11 protein-coding genes are annotated in these 14,215 nt (G+C 69.9%); 4 read left to right on the forward strand and 7 right to left on the reverse strand.

Features of this window, described 5'->3' with window-relative positions:
* The first annotated feature begins 88 nt into the window (after positions 1-88).
* The 4 genes from rsmG (at position 89) to ACSU53_RS15470 (ending at position 4,225) form a co-directional block, all read left to right on the forward strand.
* Entirely contained in the window at positions 89-808 is a 720-nt protein-coding gene (gene rsmG, locus ACSU53_RS15455) for a 16S rRNA (guanine(527)-N(7))-methyltransferase RsmG (RefSeq protein WP_437028200.1), read from the forward strand.
* Between the two features lie 312 nt (positions 809-1,120).
* The gene (locus ACSU53_RS15460; protein ID WP_437033217.1) at positions 1,121-2,197 is read left to right on the forward strand and encodes a ParA family protein; all 1,077 of its coding nucleotides are present in this window, start codon (positions 1,121-1,123) and stop codon (positions 2,195-2,197) included.
* Positions 2,194-3,294, forward strand: a complete 1,101-nt coding sequence (locus tag ACSU53_RS15465; protein ID WP_437028201.1) for a ParB/RepB/Spo0J family partition protein — start codon at positions 2,194-2,196, stop codon at positions 3,292-3,294. Before ACSU53_RS15460 ends, ACSU53_RS15465 begins: the two co-directional genes overlap by 4 nt.
* Before the next feature lie 313 nt (positions 3,295-3,607).
* Positions 3,608-4,225 (forward strand): GNAT family N-acetyltransferase, encoded by a 618-nt coding sequence (locus ACSU53_RS15470; RefSeq protein WP_437028203.1) that lies wholly within the window; start codon positions 3,608-3,610, stop codon positions 4,223-4,225.
* A 104-nt stretch (positions 4,226-4,329) separates the two neighbouring features.
* Here ACSU53_RS15470 and trxA read toward each other — a convergent pair whose 3' ends face one another.
* The 7 genes from trxA to ACSU53_RS15505 all read right to left on the reverse strand — a co-directional run bounded on the left by trxA (position 4,330) and on the right by ACSU53_RS15505 (position 14,165).
* Positions 4,330-4,662 carry a thioredoxin gene (gene trxA / locus ACSU53_RS15475; protein ID WP_437028205.1) on the reverse strand — a complete coding sequence of 111 codons (333 nt, stop codon included), beginning with the start codon at positions 4,660-4,662 and terminating at the stop codon, positions 4,330-4,332.
* 42 nt (positions 4,663-4,704) lie between these two features.
* A complete protein-coding gene (trxB, locus tag ACSU53_RS15480) occupies positions 4,705-5,676 on the reverse strand; it encodes a thioredoxin-disulfide reductase (RefSeq protein WP_437028207.1) in 972 nt (323 codons plus the stop codon).
* A 196-nt stretch (positions 5,677-5,872) separates the two neighbouring features.
* Positions 5,873-6,808, reverse strand: a complete 936-nt coding sequence (locus tag ACSU53_RS15485; RefSeq protein ID WP_437028209.1) for an anti-sigma factor family protein — start codon at positions 6,806-6,808, stop codon at positions 5,873-5,875.
* Entirely contained in the window at positions 6,805-7,530 is a 726-nt protein-coding gene (gene sigM / locus ACSU53_RS15490; protein WP_437028210.1) for an RNA polymerase sigma factor SigM, read from the reverse strand. Before sigM ends, ACSU53_RS15485 begins: the two co-directional genes overlap by 4 nt.
* A gap of 25 nt (positions 7,531-7,555) precedes the next feature.
* On the reverse strand, positions 7,556-9,277 hold the full coding sequence (locus ACSU53_RS15495) for a protein kinase family protein (RefSeq protein ID WP_437028212.1): 1,722 nt from the start codon (positions 9,275-9,277) through the stop codon (positions 7,556-7,558).
* 140 nt (positions 9,278-9,417) lie between these two features.
* The gene (murJ, locus tag ACSU53_RS15500) at positions 9,418-11,736 is read right to left on the reverse strand and encodes a murein biosynthesis integral membrane protein MurJ (RefSeq protein ID WP_437028214.1); all 2,319 of its coding nucleotides are present in this window, start codon (positions 11,734-11,736) and stop codon (positions 9,418-9,420) included.
* Between the two features lie 44 nt (positions 11,737-11,780).
* On the reverse strand, positions 11,781-14,165 hold the full coding sequence (locus tag ACSU53_RS15505; protein ID WP_437028216.1) for a DUF6049 family protein: 2,385 nt from the start codon (positions 14,163-14,165) through the stop codon (positions 11,781-11,783).
* Between the last annotated feature and the right edge of the window lie 50 nt (positions 14,166-14,215).

A 14,215-nucleotide genomic window follows, 5' to 3' on the forward strand; every position in this document is an offset into this window, starting at 1 on the left:
GCAGGCGGGGCCGGATGTTGTCAGCCTGATAGTTCGTGGTTCTGGTGTCGGCGCTCGGTGTCGGCACGGTACGGAAGGACGGTTCCCCGTGACCGAGGCAGCGGAGCTTCCCCCCGCGCCCGAGCAGGCACGTGACGTGTTCGGTGCCCGCTTCGCGGACGCGGTCCGGTACGCGGAGCTGCTCGCCGAGGCGGGTGTCCAGCGTGGCCTGATCGGCCCGAGAGAGGTGCCCCGTCTCTGGGAGCGGCACCTGCTGAACTGTGCCGTGCTCTCCGAGGTCGTCCCCGAGGGAGTGACGGTGTGCGACGTCGGGTCGGGCGCCGGCCTGCCCGGCATCCCCCTGGCCCTGGTCCGGGAAGACCTCAAGATCACGCTGCTGGAGCCGCTGCTGAGGCGCACCACCTTTCTGACCGAGGTGGTGGAACTGCTCGGACTGGATCATGTGACGGTCGTGCGCGGCCGGGCGGAGGAGGTCATGGGCAAGATCCCTCCCGTGCATGTGGTGACCGCGCGTGCCGTGGCACCCCTCGACCGACTGGCCACCTGGGGCATCCCGCTGTTGCGGCCGTACGGGGAAATGCTCGCGCTCAAGGGGGACACCGCGGAGGAGGAACTGAAGAGCGCGGCCAGTGCGCTGAGCAAGCTCGGAGCCGTGACGACGTCCATCGTGCACGTGGGCGACGGCGTCGTGGACCCGCTGTCGACGGTGGTGCGGGTGGAAGTGGGGGAGAGCCCCGGGGGCGTGCGGTTCGCGGCGAAGCGTGCCAAGGCCGCCCGGACGGGCCGCACCCGTCGTCGGCGCGGATAAACACACCGCCCCGTTCGCACGGGGCCAGAAGGACTCCACCCACGCTGCCGAACCGGCGTCTGCCGGAGTGTCGCGCCGATACGGCTCTGGGCGCTGTGCATCGTGTTTCACGTGAAACGTCGCTCACTGCTGCACGGCATCATCAGTCGCGGCCGCGCTGCGGCCGAACCCCGCGACCGTAAGCCTCTCGGTTCACTCGGAGAGGGTCCTGTTCCGGACGAGGTTCCGTCCCCCGTGAGGGGCGCGGACTTGTCCACAGAGGTGGATTTCTCCACAGAACGCCAGGCCTCACTGGTTCACGACCCCGAAGACATGGGAGGCTCTGTTCATTGCGAGCCTGAAGTCGAGGAGAGTGAATCCTTGCGGTCCGACGCCAACATCGCGGGACCGATGACCGATCCGGTCCCCGGTCCCCGTACCGAGTCGATGGGGGCGGATGTTTCACGTGAAACACCGCCGCCTATGGACGACACTCCCATCGGTCGTGCTGCTCAACTGGCAGTGGAGGCACTGGGTCGCGCCGGTGAGGGCTTGCCACGGCCCGAGCAGACCCGCGTCATGGTGGTGGCCAACCAGAAGGGTGGTGTGGGCAAGACCACGACCACCGTCAACCTGGCCGCCTCACTCGCCCTGCATGGTGCTCGTGTCCTGGTAGTCGACCTCGACCCCCAGGGCAATGCGTCCACCGCGCTCGGTATCGACCACCATGCCGAGGTTCCGTCCATCTACGACGTCCTGGTGGAGAGCAAGCCCCTGTCGGACGTCGTTCAGCCCGTCCCTGACGTCGAGGGGCTCTTCTGCGCCCCCGCCACCATCGATCTCGCCGGTGCAGAGATCGAGCTGGTGTCCCTGGTCGCGCGGGAGAGCCGACTGCAGCGGGCGATCCAGGCGTACGAACAGCCGCTGGATTACATCCTCATCGACTGCCCGCCGTCCCTGGGGCTGCTCACGGTCAACGCGCTGGTGGCCGGCCAGGAAGTCCTGATCCCCATCCAGTGCGAGTACTACGCGCTCGAAGGACTCGGCCAGCTGCTGCGCAACGTCGATCTGGTGCGAGGACATCTCAATCCCGCCCTGCACGTGTCGACGATCCTGCTCACCATGTACGACGGCCGGACCCGGCTCGCCTCCCAGGTCGCGGACGAGGTGCGCAGCCACTTCGGCGAGGAGGTGCTCCGGACCAGCATTCCGCGTTCGGTCCGTATCTCCGAGGCGCCGAGTTACGGGCAGACGGTGCTGACCTACGATCCTGGATCGAGCGGCGCCCTCTCGTATCTCGAGGCGGCACGCGAGATCGCGCTGAGGGGCGTCGGCATCAGCTATGACGCGTCACACGCCCACGTCGGCGCACAGCAGAACGATCCGAACATGGTGGAGGGCGTCCAGTGAGCGAGCGACGGAGGGGGTTGGGCCGCGGTCTCGGCGCACTGATTCCTGCTGCCCCGACGGAGCGGACCGTACCTCCGCCCGCAGTGGGCGGCGCATCGGGTGCGACAGGCGGCACGGCGTCAGTGCTGCCCAACGAGCGAGGCGTCGCAGCGGCGAAGGTGGCCACACTGCCGCCCGTTTCACGTGAAACGGAGGAGGCGTCGGCCCACTCGACCGCGGACGCGATGGGAGCGCCCGTCGGTGCGCACTTCGCCGAGATCCCGCTGGATTCGATCACGCCGAACCCGCGCCAGCCGCGGACGGTCTTCGATCACGACGCCCTCGCGGAGCTCGTCACCTCCATCAAGGAAGTCGGCCTCCTTCAGCCGGTGGTCGTCCGGCAGACCGGTCCCGGCCAGTACGAGCTCATCATGGGTGAGCGGCGCTGGCGGGCGTGCCGGGAGGCCGGACTGGAGAAGGTTCCGGCGATCGTCCGCGCGACGGAGGACGAAAAGCTCCTCCTGGACGCACTGCTGGAGAACCTGCACCGAGCCCAGCTGAACCCGCTGGAAGAGGCGGCCGCGTACGACCAGCTGCTGCGCGACTTCAACTGCACCCACGACCAGTTGGCGGATCGCATCGGCCGCTCCCGGCCGCAGGTCTCCAACACCCTGCGGTTGCTGAAACTCTCCCCCAGGGTGCAGAACCGGGTGGCCGCCGGTGTGCTCTCCGCAGGGCACGCGCGAGCGCTGCTGTCCGTGGAGGACAGCGAGGAGCAGGACCGGTTGGCTCACCGCATCGTGGCCGAGGGACTGTCGGTGCGGGCGGTCGAGGAGATCGTGAACCTCATGGGTTCGCGGCCGCAGAAGACTCCGAAGGCCAAGGGGCCGCGCGCCGGCGCACGGGTCTCGCCTGCGCTCACCGATCTGGCAACGCGGCTCTCGGATCGCTTCGAGACACGGGTGAAGGTCGACCTGGGCCAGAAGAAGGGCAAGATCACGGTCGAGTTCGCCTCCATGGAGGACCTCGAACGGATCCTCGGCACGCTCGCGCCGGGCGAGGGGCCGGTCCTGCAGAGGAGCCTCGTCGACGACGACTCCGTGGAGCCGGAGTCCTGAGCTGCCGGCTGCCATGAGCAGCCGACCGGGGCGGACCTGTCCGGTGCAGACCGGAACAGGGTCCGCCCTTTGCTTTCCGCCGGTATCGACGGAAACGCATCGTGGATACGATGCGTTCGTATATGGCGCACTCATCCGGCAGCACGTCCGAGACCAAGGCAGGGGCCATGCGAATGACGAGCCGCACCCGGATGGTGAGCGCATGGCTGGGGGTGGGCGCCGTAGGCGGGTTCCTCGGCAGCCTGCTCAGGGAACGGAATGCTCTGGCAGCCGCCTGTGAGGCAGCGGGCGAGAAAAGCGAGGAACAGCCTTCATGGGGCGTCGGGTCGTACCGCTCACGCTGGACAACCTTCAGGACCTCCCCCAGCGCTGTCGCTCCTGTGTCTTCTGGGAACTCGATCCCGTCACCGGTGAGGCAGCCGTAAAGGCGGGTAAATCCGCGCTCGAGAAGGAGGCGTGGATCTCGGCCGTTCTCCTGGAATGGGGCTCCTGCGGGAGGGTCGTCTACGTCGACGACGTGCCCGTGGGCTTCGTGCTCTACGCACCGCCCGCGTATGTGCCCCGCTCGACTGCGTTTCCCACGAGCCCTGTGTCACCGGACGCGGTGCAGCTGATGACCGCGATCATCGTGCCGGGATACCAGGGCCAGGGCTTGGGCCGGGTGATGGTGCAGACGGTGGCGAAGGATCTGCTGCGTCGGGGCTTCAAGGCGATCGAGGCGTTCGGTGATGCCCGCTGGAAGGAACCGGCCTGTGTCCTGCCCGCCGACCATCTTCTGGCGGTGGGGTTCAAGACGGTGCGGCAGCATCCTCGCCATCCACGGCTGAGGCTGGAACTGAGGACGGCACTCTCCTGGAAGGAAGATGTGGAGATGGCGCTCGACCGCCTGCTGGGGGCCGTGCAGAAGGAACCCGCTCTCCGGCCGCTCTGAGGCGGAGTGTCCCGTCCGATCGGCATACGCGAGAGGGCCGACCCGAAGCGGGTCGGCCCTCTCGCGTTTCACGTGAAACATACCGCCGCGGGGGCGGCTCACCGTCATTCGGCGATGAACTCCTCCAGGTCGCGGACGATCGCGGCCTTCGGCTTGGCGCCGACGATGGTCTTGGCGACCTCGCCTCGCTGGTAGACGTTCAGGGTCGGGATGGACATCACGCCGTACTTGGCGGCCGTACCCGGGTTCTCGTCGATGTTCAGCTTGACGACCTCGATCTTGTCCCCGTACTCGGAGGCGATGGCCTCGAGGGACGGAGCGATCTGGCGGCACGGGCCGCACCAGGCGGCCCAGAAGTCCACCAGGACGGGCTTGTCGCTCTTGAGGACGTCCTGCTCGAAGGAGGCGTCGGTCACGTTCTTCAGGGTGCCTGCCACGGCGGGCTCCTTAACTGGTTGATGCGTGGGGAGGGTGGGTGATCAGACGGCGGCGGTCTTCTCGGGCTCGGCCTTCTCGCCGTCCGCGAGAGCGGCGAGGTAGCGCTCGGCGTCGAGGGCAGCGGCACAGCCCGTGCCGGCCGCCGTGATCGCCTGGCGGTAGGTGTGGTCGACCACGTCACCGGCACCGAAGACGCCGCGGAGGCTCGTGTGCGTGGAAGGAGAGTCGACCTTCAGGTAGCCCTCTTCGTCGAGCTCCAGCTGGCCCTTGAACAGCTCGGTGCGCGGGTCGTGGCCGATGGCGATGAACAGGCCGGTCACCGCCAGGTCCGACAGCTCGCCCGTCTTGACGTTGCGCAGCTTCAGCCCGGAGAGCTTCTGGTCGCCCTGGACCTCGGCGACCTCGCTGTCCCAGACGAACGAGATCTTCGGGTCGGCGAAGGCGCGTTCCTGCATCGCCTTGGAGGCGCGCAGGGTGTCCCTGCGGTGGACGACCGTCACGGACTTGGCGAAACGCGAGAGGAAGGTGGCTTCCTCCATCGCGGTGTCGCCGCCACCGATCACGGCGATGTCCTGGTCCTTGAAGAAGAAGCCGTCACAGGTGGCACACCAGGAGACACCACGGCCGGAGAGGGCGTCCTCGTTCGGCAGGCCCAGCTTCCGGTGCTGGGAGCCGGTGGTGATGATGACGGCCTTCGCCCGGTGCAGGGTGCCCGCCGTGTCGGTGACCGTCTTGATGTCACCGGTCAGGTCGACGGCCACGACGTCGTCCGGGATGAGCTCGGCGCCGAAACGCTCGGCCTGGGCCCGCATGTTGTCCATGAGCTCCGGGCCCAGGATGCCGTCCTGGAAGCCGGGGAAGTTCTCGACATCGGTGGTGTTCATCAGGGCACCACCGGCGGTGACGGCTCCCTCGAACACCAGGGGCTTCAGCGACGCACGGGCGGTGTAGAGCGCTGCCGTGTAGCCGGCGGGCCCCGAGCCGATGATGATCACGTTACGGACGTCGCTCACGGCGTGTTTCCTCGTCTCTGGTCTGCTTCGGTCGACCGGTGGTGGGAGCTTCTCGCGGGACTCTCACCCCGTCCAACGGATCCTACGGGGCATGCATTCCCGCCGTGTCAGGGCACACGGAAGCGTGGCCCGAGGCGGCTCCCCGGTAGTGAGCACGGATGGGAGCGCCCTCGGTAGCCGAGGGCACAGCCGACCTTCAGGGCCGGGCGTAGGACTCCTTCAACAGCACCTGGGCCGTCCCGGCCGAGGGGCGGTCGACACAGGTCGCTTCCATGACGTAGGCCGTGACCCTGCGCTCGTCGGCGGCGTCGGGAAGAACCACGAGCAGTGCCTTCTTGCCCTGGAAGACGCCGGTCTCGGTCGCGAGGGCGTCGTCGTCGCTGCTGATACCGTCACGGACGCACTCCGGGACGGCCGGCTGCTTGAGGGTTCGAGGACTCGTACCGCTCGCTTCCGACTCGAGTCCGAAGGTATTCGGGGTGCGGGCCCCGGTCTCGGCGGGAGCGGCCCGGCCGAGGAGCTCCGTCACCTGCTGTTCCAGCTCGCCCGCGGCGAAGGTGTCGGCAGCGGTGACCCGCCGGTCGTCCCCGTCAGTGTTCCCGGTGTCGTCGAGCGAGGCCAGGAAGAGCGAGCTCAGGCCCAGAGCCGCGACGGTGAACGCGGTGCCCAGCATGGCCATCCGGCGCCGTCCGCGTCGGGCGGTGCCGGGGCGACGGCTTCCACGGCCCGGTCCGGTCGTCGACGGCCGTGCCGTCCCGGCGGGCCGACCGGGCGCTGTGGTGGCCGATGTTTCACGTGAAACAGGAGCGCGGTGGTCGTCGGGCGAGGCTGTCTCATCACCGACCGTCTCCTCGGGCATCCCCGGTTCACGGCCTGTGGTGCCGAGCAGGGCCTCGGAGGCGAGCGCCGCGTCGATGCGACGGACGACGTCGTCCGGCATGTGCGGCGGCGCCGGCAACTCGCCGAGCAATCCCCGGACCTCCTCGAGCGAGGCGTGCACCTCGGAGCACAGCTCGCACTCGTCAAGGTGCCGGCGCACGGCTGTGATGCGGTCCGGGGGGAGCAGCCCTTCGGTGAGGTCGGAGATTTCCGCGACGTCCGGGTGGTCCGTCCGGTCTGCTGTCGACGTCACGCTCGCCCACCTCCGCCCTTCACTGCAGCCGGGTCATTCGGTCCGCTCTCCGGAGGAACCGCTGGCCGTGGTTCCGCTGAGGATGGGACGGACGGACCCCGTGTCCGGTTCCCTCCGCCGGTCCGGCTTCCGCCCTCTCCGGTGGTGTCGGACCGCAGGTGGGTGAGCAACGGCAGCAGCCTGGCCCGGCCCCGAGCGCACCGGCTCTTCACCGTGCCGGCGGGCACGTCGAGGATGCGGGCGGCTTCGGCGACCGGATACCCCTGCATGTCCACGAGGACGAGCGCCGCCCGCTGGTCCGGCGGGAGCGTGGTCATCGCCTCGATGAGCTGGCGGTGCAGATCGTTGCGTTCCGCGGGAGCCGAGGCGGACTCGTGCGGCTCCAGCAGCTGCTCCAGCCGCTCGGTGTCGTCGACCGGTGACGTCTTGCGGGAGGCGGCCTTGCGGGCGCGGTCGAGGCAGGCGTTCACCGTGATGCGGTGCAGCCATGTGGTGACCGCCGACCGGCCCTGGAAGGAATGCGCGGCCCGATAGGCGGAGACGAGGGCGTCCTGGACGGCATCGGCGGCTTCCTCACGGTCCCCCAGGGTCCGCAGTGCGACGGCCCACAACCGGTCGCGGTGCCGGCGTACCAGCTCACCGAAGGCGTCGGGGTCGCCGTTGACGTGGCGGGAGAGCAGGTCCTGGTCGCTGGTTTCGCGGTACGCGGTGCCGTCCGCCATCGGACCCCTCCCCCTCGGTGAGACGTCAGCCGGTGAACTTCAGATCGGTGATGGCCTGCTTGTAGCCGGGCTCACTGTAGGCGTCTCCGGGCGCCGACGGCAGGGCGGTCAGCCAGACCAGCACGTAGCGGGTCTTGACCGGCTTGTCGACCTTCACCGTGGCCTGGCCGCCGTTCGTGGTCTCCGTCCCCAGCTTCCGCATGGAGCTGATCGGGGTCGACGAGCCCGGGGAGTCCGTCGCATAGAGGGTGATCGTGGTGTGCGCGCCCTGGTGCAGCAGGTCGATCGACGACGAGGTCACCGACTGCTCGGATCCGAGGTCGTAGACGATTCCGACGCCGGGCTTGTAGGCCGGGTTCATGTCCGGCCCTTCCCGGTAGGTCTTGGTGCGCCAGTAGGTCGACTTGTCGCCGTCGTAGGTGTTGCCGACGTCCCCGGGCGCCTGGGCCGCCCCCTGGGCGACGTACTCCTGGGCTCCCTGGATGGCGAGCGGCTTGACGGGCCGGGGCCGTTCAGCGCCCTTCTCGTCGCCCTCCGTGGTCTGGGTCTTGTTGGTGTCGTCGGACGCGCTGCCCTGGTCCATCAGGGCGTCCGCCAGCTGCCAGCTGCCCAGCCCGAGTGCGGCGATGAGCAGGGCCGACACGGCCCACTTCAGTGCCTTGCCGGTGCGGCTCTGCAGCGGGGGCGGAGGAGTCGGGACGGGCTGTGGGGCGTGGGGGTGCGCAGCAGGGCGGCCGTAGGTGCCCTGCTGGTAGGTCGTGCGCTGGTAGTCCGGAGGGGTCGTGAACGCGGGCTCGGGGGGCCGGATGCGGGGCATCTCGCCGATCGCCTTCACCAGCTCCTCGGGGGTGGTGCAGGCGGCCTCGTGACGGGAGGCGGTGGCCCCGTCGTTGGCGAGTGCGCGCATGGCCAGTTCCGACAATCCGCGATGCACACCGGCCCGCACCTGGTCGGGCGGGAGCAGACCGACGTCCTTGGGAAGTCCGGTGAGGCCGTAGGCGTCGCTCTCGTACGGCCAACGCTGGGTGATCGACGCGTAGAGCAGGGCGCCGATCGACTCGGTGTCGGTGCGCTGCGGGGTGTCGGAGGAGACGCCGCGCAGCGCCGCGTTCACCGCGAGGCCGCGGATGCGCCACTGGCCGGTGGACGTGCGCAGTACGGAGTTGGGGTTCAGGCGGAGGTGGGAGAGGCCCTCGCGGTGGGCGGCGGCCATGGCCGAGGAGACCTGACTGACCATCTGGTAGGCGTCGTACACCTCCAGCGGGCCGGCGGCCAGCAGGGTGGTCAGCTCGGTGGCGTCGGGGAGCCATTCGTGGACGACGTAGACGACGTCGTTCTCCTCGACGGCGTCCAGAACCTGGACGAAGCGGGGGTCGCCGAGCAGGGCGGAGGAACGGGCCGCGGCCAGGACGGAGCGGGCCCGCGCGTGATCGGCGGGCAGGATGTGCACGCCGACGGCGCGGCGGAGCTTCTCGTCCACGGCACGCCAACTGCTGAATCCGTCCAGACGGGTGACGCACTCCTCGAGGCGGTAGCGTCTGGCCAGCTTGTGCCCGCTGTGCAGTTCGGGCGGCGAGGTCTTCCCGGAACCGTCGGTCCCGGTGTTCTCCTGTGCCTCGTCGCTGTCCGTGTCCTGCTCCCGGTTCTTGGCCACCCCGTCGGCCGTGGACTGGTCCGCCTGTGCGGTCAGCGACTCCTCGCCGCTGTTGTCTGCCACGTCGACGGCAGCTGTGCTCCGATCCGCCACCGTCGTTCCCTGCCTCCCCATTCATTGCGCGTCGGTCGGCGTCCGTCGCGCGCATCCGACGCCGACACCAATTGTGCCCACAGTCCGTCGCTATGCACGACACACGGCGGACGGCGATGGTTGTGCGCCTACCCCCCGCTTCAGCGTCCCAGGCGTCCGCGGACCATTCCGACCAACGAGTTGAGTTCCTCGATACGCATCCGGCGGGCCGCGACGAAGAAGACTCCCAGCAGCACGGCCCCGCCGACCAGGATGGCGGCGAACGAACCCGCGACTCCCTGACCGATCGCCTGGCTGATGCCGTAACAGGCGGCACCGCTGAGCAGGGCGGCAGGGACCGAGGCGATGCACAGGCGCGCGTAGGTGCGCAGCACACGGGCACCGTCCAGGTCCCCGCCCAGCCGCGAGCGCAGCCGTCGCCACGCGACTCCCACACCGACCGCGTAGGCGGCGCCGTAGGAGGCGGCCATGCCGACCACGGCCCAGCGTGCCGGGAGCACCATGAAGCACACCGCCGCGGCGGCCGCGTTCACGGCGGCCACGATGACGGTGTTGTAGAAGGGGGTTCGGGTGTCCTCGTAGGCGTAGAAGGCGCGCAGGACGACGTACTGCACGGAGTAGGGGATCAGGCCGAGGCCGAAGGCCATCAGCATGTAGCCCATGTTGGTGGCCTCGGCGGTGCCCGACGAGCCGAACATCAGGGTGCACATCGGGACGCCGAGGGCGATGAAGCCGAAGGCGATCGGCACGATGGCGACCGCGGTGGTGCGCAGGCCCTGGGAGATGTCGTCACGGACGGCGCCGCCGTCCTCCTCGGCGGCCGAGCGGGAGATCCGGGGCAGCAGGGCGGCCATCAGGGAGACGGTGATGATGGCCTGCGGCAGGCCCCAGATCAGCTGGGCGTTGGCGTAGGCGGCGAACCCTGTTCCCCCGACCCCCGAGTCCAGACCGGACGCGGTGGACAGCTGCGTCACGACCAGGGCGCCGGCCTGGTTGGCCAGGACGAACAGGATGGTCCACTTGGCGAGCATGGCCGCCTTGCCGAGGCCGTGGCCCTTCCAGTCGAACCGGGGACGGATGCGGAAACCGGTCTCCCGCAGGTACGGGATCATGGCCAGGGCCTGGACGACGAGGCCGAGCAGGACGCCCAGGCCGAGGAGCCGCTGTCCCTCCGAGGGGATGTTGGAGACGTTCATCCGGGAGTCGGCGGAGGTGCCGTAGACGTAGATGAAGACGCCGAGCGTCACGATGATGACGATGTTGTTGAGGACCGGGGTCCACATCATGGCGCCGAACCGGCCCCGGGCGTTGAGGATCTGACCCATCACCACGTGGACGCCCATGAAGAAGATCGAGGGCAGGAAGTAGCGGGTGAAGGTGACGGCGACCTCGTTGGCGGCCGGGTCCGACGCGACCGGGTTCGACAGGGCGCGGACCAGCAGGGGTGCGGCGAACCAGGCGATTGCGGTCAGGGCGGCCAGAGCCACCATCACGAGGGTCAGGAGACGGTTGGCATAGGCCTCGCCACCGTCGTCGTCGTCCTTCATGGCCCGCACGAGCTGCGGCACGAACACGGAGTTCAGTCCACCGCCGACCGTGAGGATGTAGATCATCGTCGGCAGCTGGTAGGAGACCTGGAACGAGTCACCGAGGAGGCCGAGTCCCAGCGCGGAGACGATCAGTGCCGAGCGGACGAAGCCCGTCAGCCGGGACACCATGGTGCCCGCCGCCATCACGGCGCTGGACTTCAGCAGCCCGCCCGCCTTGCCCGCCTTCTTCGGGGCGGGTGCGGGCGTCTCGGAGGACTGGGGTGCCTCGGCGGCCGGAGGAGGGGTGGCCCCGGCGTAGTGACCCGGCGTGGAGACCGGTGCAGCCGCCCCGGCGGGCTGTTCGACGCGGTGGCTGCTCTCCGCGGGGTGGGCGGCGTGGCCGTGGTGGGCCTCTTGCGGGTACCCGGCGCCGTACTGCCCGGGGACCGAGCCGCTGTGCTGCTGGTCGCGGAAGAGGTGGGCGAAGGCGTCGGGTCCCTGTTCCCGTTCCCGGCTTCCGCCCACCAGGTCGTCCACGCCCACGTACTGCGTCGTGCGCGGGTCGTCGCCGTGCGGCAGGAACTGGGTCGGGCCGTCCGGCTCGGGCGCCGGGGTCGGCGCCCACACCCGGGGGTCGGGCGCGTGCGGCGACTGCGGCGGCTGCCCGTACAGCGGCTGCGGCGGCGGATAGGTGCCCGGAGGGGGCGGCGGGTGCGCGGCGCGGTCGTAGAGCGCCTCGTCGACGGGGTCCTGCGCGGCCATGTCCCGCGCCCGGTAGGGGTCCTGGTCGTAGGCGTCCTGGAGGTAGGTGTCCGCGGGTGGCTGCGTCACCTGGTCGTGCCCGGGCGGCGGACCCTCGGGGCGGTCCGGCTCGGGATGTCCCGAGCTGCCCGCGGCACCGCCGCGGTCACCGTCGTACGGCGCGTTCATGGTTACCCCACCTCATCGTCCCGGGCCCACCGGCCACGACATCCTCAACGGTCCACTCTCTCACCCGTGCCGGACGGGTCCTGGCTTTCCGATGCGGTGTCCGGGGCGGGGTCACTCGGCTGCGGGGCGTCTGCCCGCGGGCCGGCATCCGACTCCTCCGTGAGACGCGCGTCGGGTGCCTCCGGGTTCTGCGGAGCGTCGTCCCCGTTCCCGGCCGGCCCGCCGTCCCCGCCCTCGGGGCCGCGGGCGGCGGCCCGCTTGCGCTGGGTGTACATGCGGAACCCGGCGAGGACGAGGAGCAGCACTCCACCACCGATGACCAGCATCACCGTGGCGGTGATCTCGGTGACCTTCACGTCGAAGACGACGGGCTGCCCGTACGGCCGGCCGTCCTCGGTGTACAGCTGGGCGACCACGGTCGCCCGGCCGTTGGCGTTGGCGGACGTGGCGAACTTCACCGACTGGCTGTGGCCCCCGGAGACCGTGACGGGCTGCTCCTGGTAGGCGTCCCCGCCGATCTCCAGCCGTGTCGGGTTGGTCGAGCTGAGCCGCAGCACCAGGTTCTCGACGCCCTGCACCAGGTTGTTCTGCACCGTCACGGGGATGGTGGCGCTGCGGCCGGAGAGCTTGGTCTCCGACTTGTCGATCAGTTTGACCTGGTCGATCAGGACGTCCAGGTACGCCTCGACACCGCTGCGGTACGTCGCTGCTTCCGCGACCCGGCCGCGCCACGACGCGGACATGGCCCGGTTCAGTGCGCGCCCGAACGGGGTGACCACCCTGGAGCGGTCGGACAGGATCACGTTGAACTTGTCGAGCTTGCCCTGGGTCCGCGCGATCTGTTCGTAGGCCGCTCGCGGCAGCTCCTGCTTGCGCAGCGAGGAGGGGTACGCGCCGGCCGGGGGGACGCGGGTGGAGGCGGCGGGGTCCGGCTTGGCCCGGGCAGCGGCGGTGAGGTCCTGGGCCTGCGACCAGGTGCCTTCCTTCAGCGCCTTCAGCGCCTCGGCCATGGTCTGCGCCTGGCTGGCCGACGGCATGCGCTGCGGTGCGACCACGATGCTGCGGTCCTTGCCGGTCTGGAGGCCGAGCGCGAGGCTCTGCGCCAGGAAGCGCTGCGTGGCGAGGGTCGAGGCGGAAGCCTTCGTGAGGTCGCCCCGGAACGCCGTGGACAGCGTGGCGTCCGCGACCACCGCGGTGGTACCACCGCCGATGGGGCGTGCCGCGGACGGGGTGTACGACAGTCCGGAGGACTCCTTGAGGCTGTCGCTGCGCGTGATGATCTTGTCGGCACCCGCGGACGTGGCGACCTGGATGACGGAGGGGTCGACGGCTCCGTCGACGGGCCAGGCGAAATCCGTGGTCGGCTTCACGTGCAGGATCGGCTCCACCGTGTTCACGACGACGTCGGTGGCCTCCTTGAGGTGCTTCAGCGAGCCGCCGACCGAGGTGCCGTTGTGGGCGAGCGAGGCCAGGTCCGGGTCGCCGAAGGGCAGGGCGACCACTTCGTCGCCGGCCACGGCCTTCTGAACCTCGGCCAGCCACCGCTTGGCGACCGCCTGGTTGCGGCCCGGCACCGTGGTGTCGCCCTCTCCCCTGACGTCGTACTTCTCCGTCATGGCGTCGACCGAGGCCAACAGATCGGGGTCGACGACCCAGGTGACGTCCAGGTCCTTGCCCAGCGCCACCATGCGGTCGAGGCGACCACCGGGGGAGATCTCCTTGGCGAGATCGTCGTCGCGGAAGACGGGCGTCTGCTGTTCGTCCGATCCGGTCTCCGCCGTCATGTGGGTCGACGAGATCAGCGGCCACAGCACGGTCGTCCTCGTCCTGGGGTCGGCCTCCTCGGGCTGCCAGGGCAGGAAGGTCCGCTGCATGCCGAGGATCCGCTGCCAGGGCTGCGCGGACGTCTCTCCGGTGAGCGACACCGCCAGCTGGTAGACGCCGTCCCGCCCGAGGTCCAGCTTGTCGACCGGGACGGAGATGCTGAACGGCTGCGAGACGCCGGGCGTGAGCCTGGAGAACTGCTCCGTGTACTTGCCGCCGAGCTCCTGCCCGGCCGGACTCAGGATGTCCCTGCTGTTCCTGGCGACCGTCTCGATGCCCGAGCGGGTGTCGAGCTTCGGGCCGACCCGCAGCCCCACGTGGGCGTCGGTGACGGCTTGACGCCCGTTGTTGGTCACGGTGCCCGTCACGGTGACGGTGTCGCCCTCCGTCGGCACGCTGGGGGTGAGCGCATCCACCGCGACCGCGACCGAGCCGGTGTCCATGGCAGCCCGCGGGGCGTCCCGGCCGGCGGCTTCCGCGGCAGGCAGCGAAACCCACTGCAGGAGCCCGGCCAGCATGAACAGGGTGGCGAGAAGGACCCCGGTGCGCCGCCGGTGGCGGGCAGGTGAGGGACGGGTCCCCTGGAAGTCTGCCGCCTCGGCCACGCGCTCGCCCGTCCCTCGTCGTCGTCAGTGGTCGTCGGAATGTGCGTCCC

The sequence above is a fragment of the Streptomyces sp. enrichment culture genome (genome assembly GCF_964273255.1).
In the GTDB taxonomy this organism is placed as follows: Bacteria; Actinomycetota; Actinomycetes; order Streptomycetales; family Streptomycetaceae; genus Streptomyces.

Excerpts from the sequence above, each read along its gene's own strand:
- sigM (WP_437028210.1), bottom strand. The coding sequence starts at position 7,530 with ATGGCGGACGGCACCGCGTACCGCGAAACCAGCGACCAGGACCTGCTC.
- ACSU53_RS15460 (WP_437033217.1), top strand. The coding sequence starts at position 1,121 with ATGGGAGGCTCTGTTCATTGCGAGCCTGAAGTCGAGGAGAGTGAATCC.
- ACSU53_RS15470 (WP_437028203.1), top strand. The coding sequence starts at position 3,608 with ATGGGGCGTCGGGTCGTACCGCTCACGCTGGACAACCTTCAGGACCTC.
- murJ (WP_437028214.1), bottom strand. The coding sequence starts at position 11,736 with ATGAACGCGCCGTACGACGGTGACCGCGGCGGTGCCGCGGGCAGCTCG.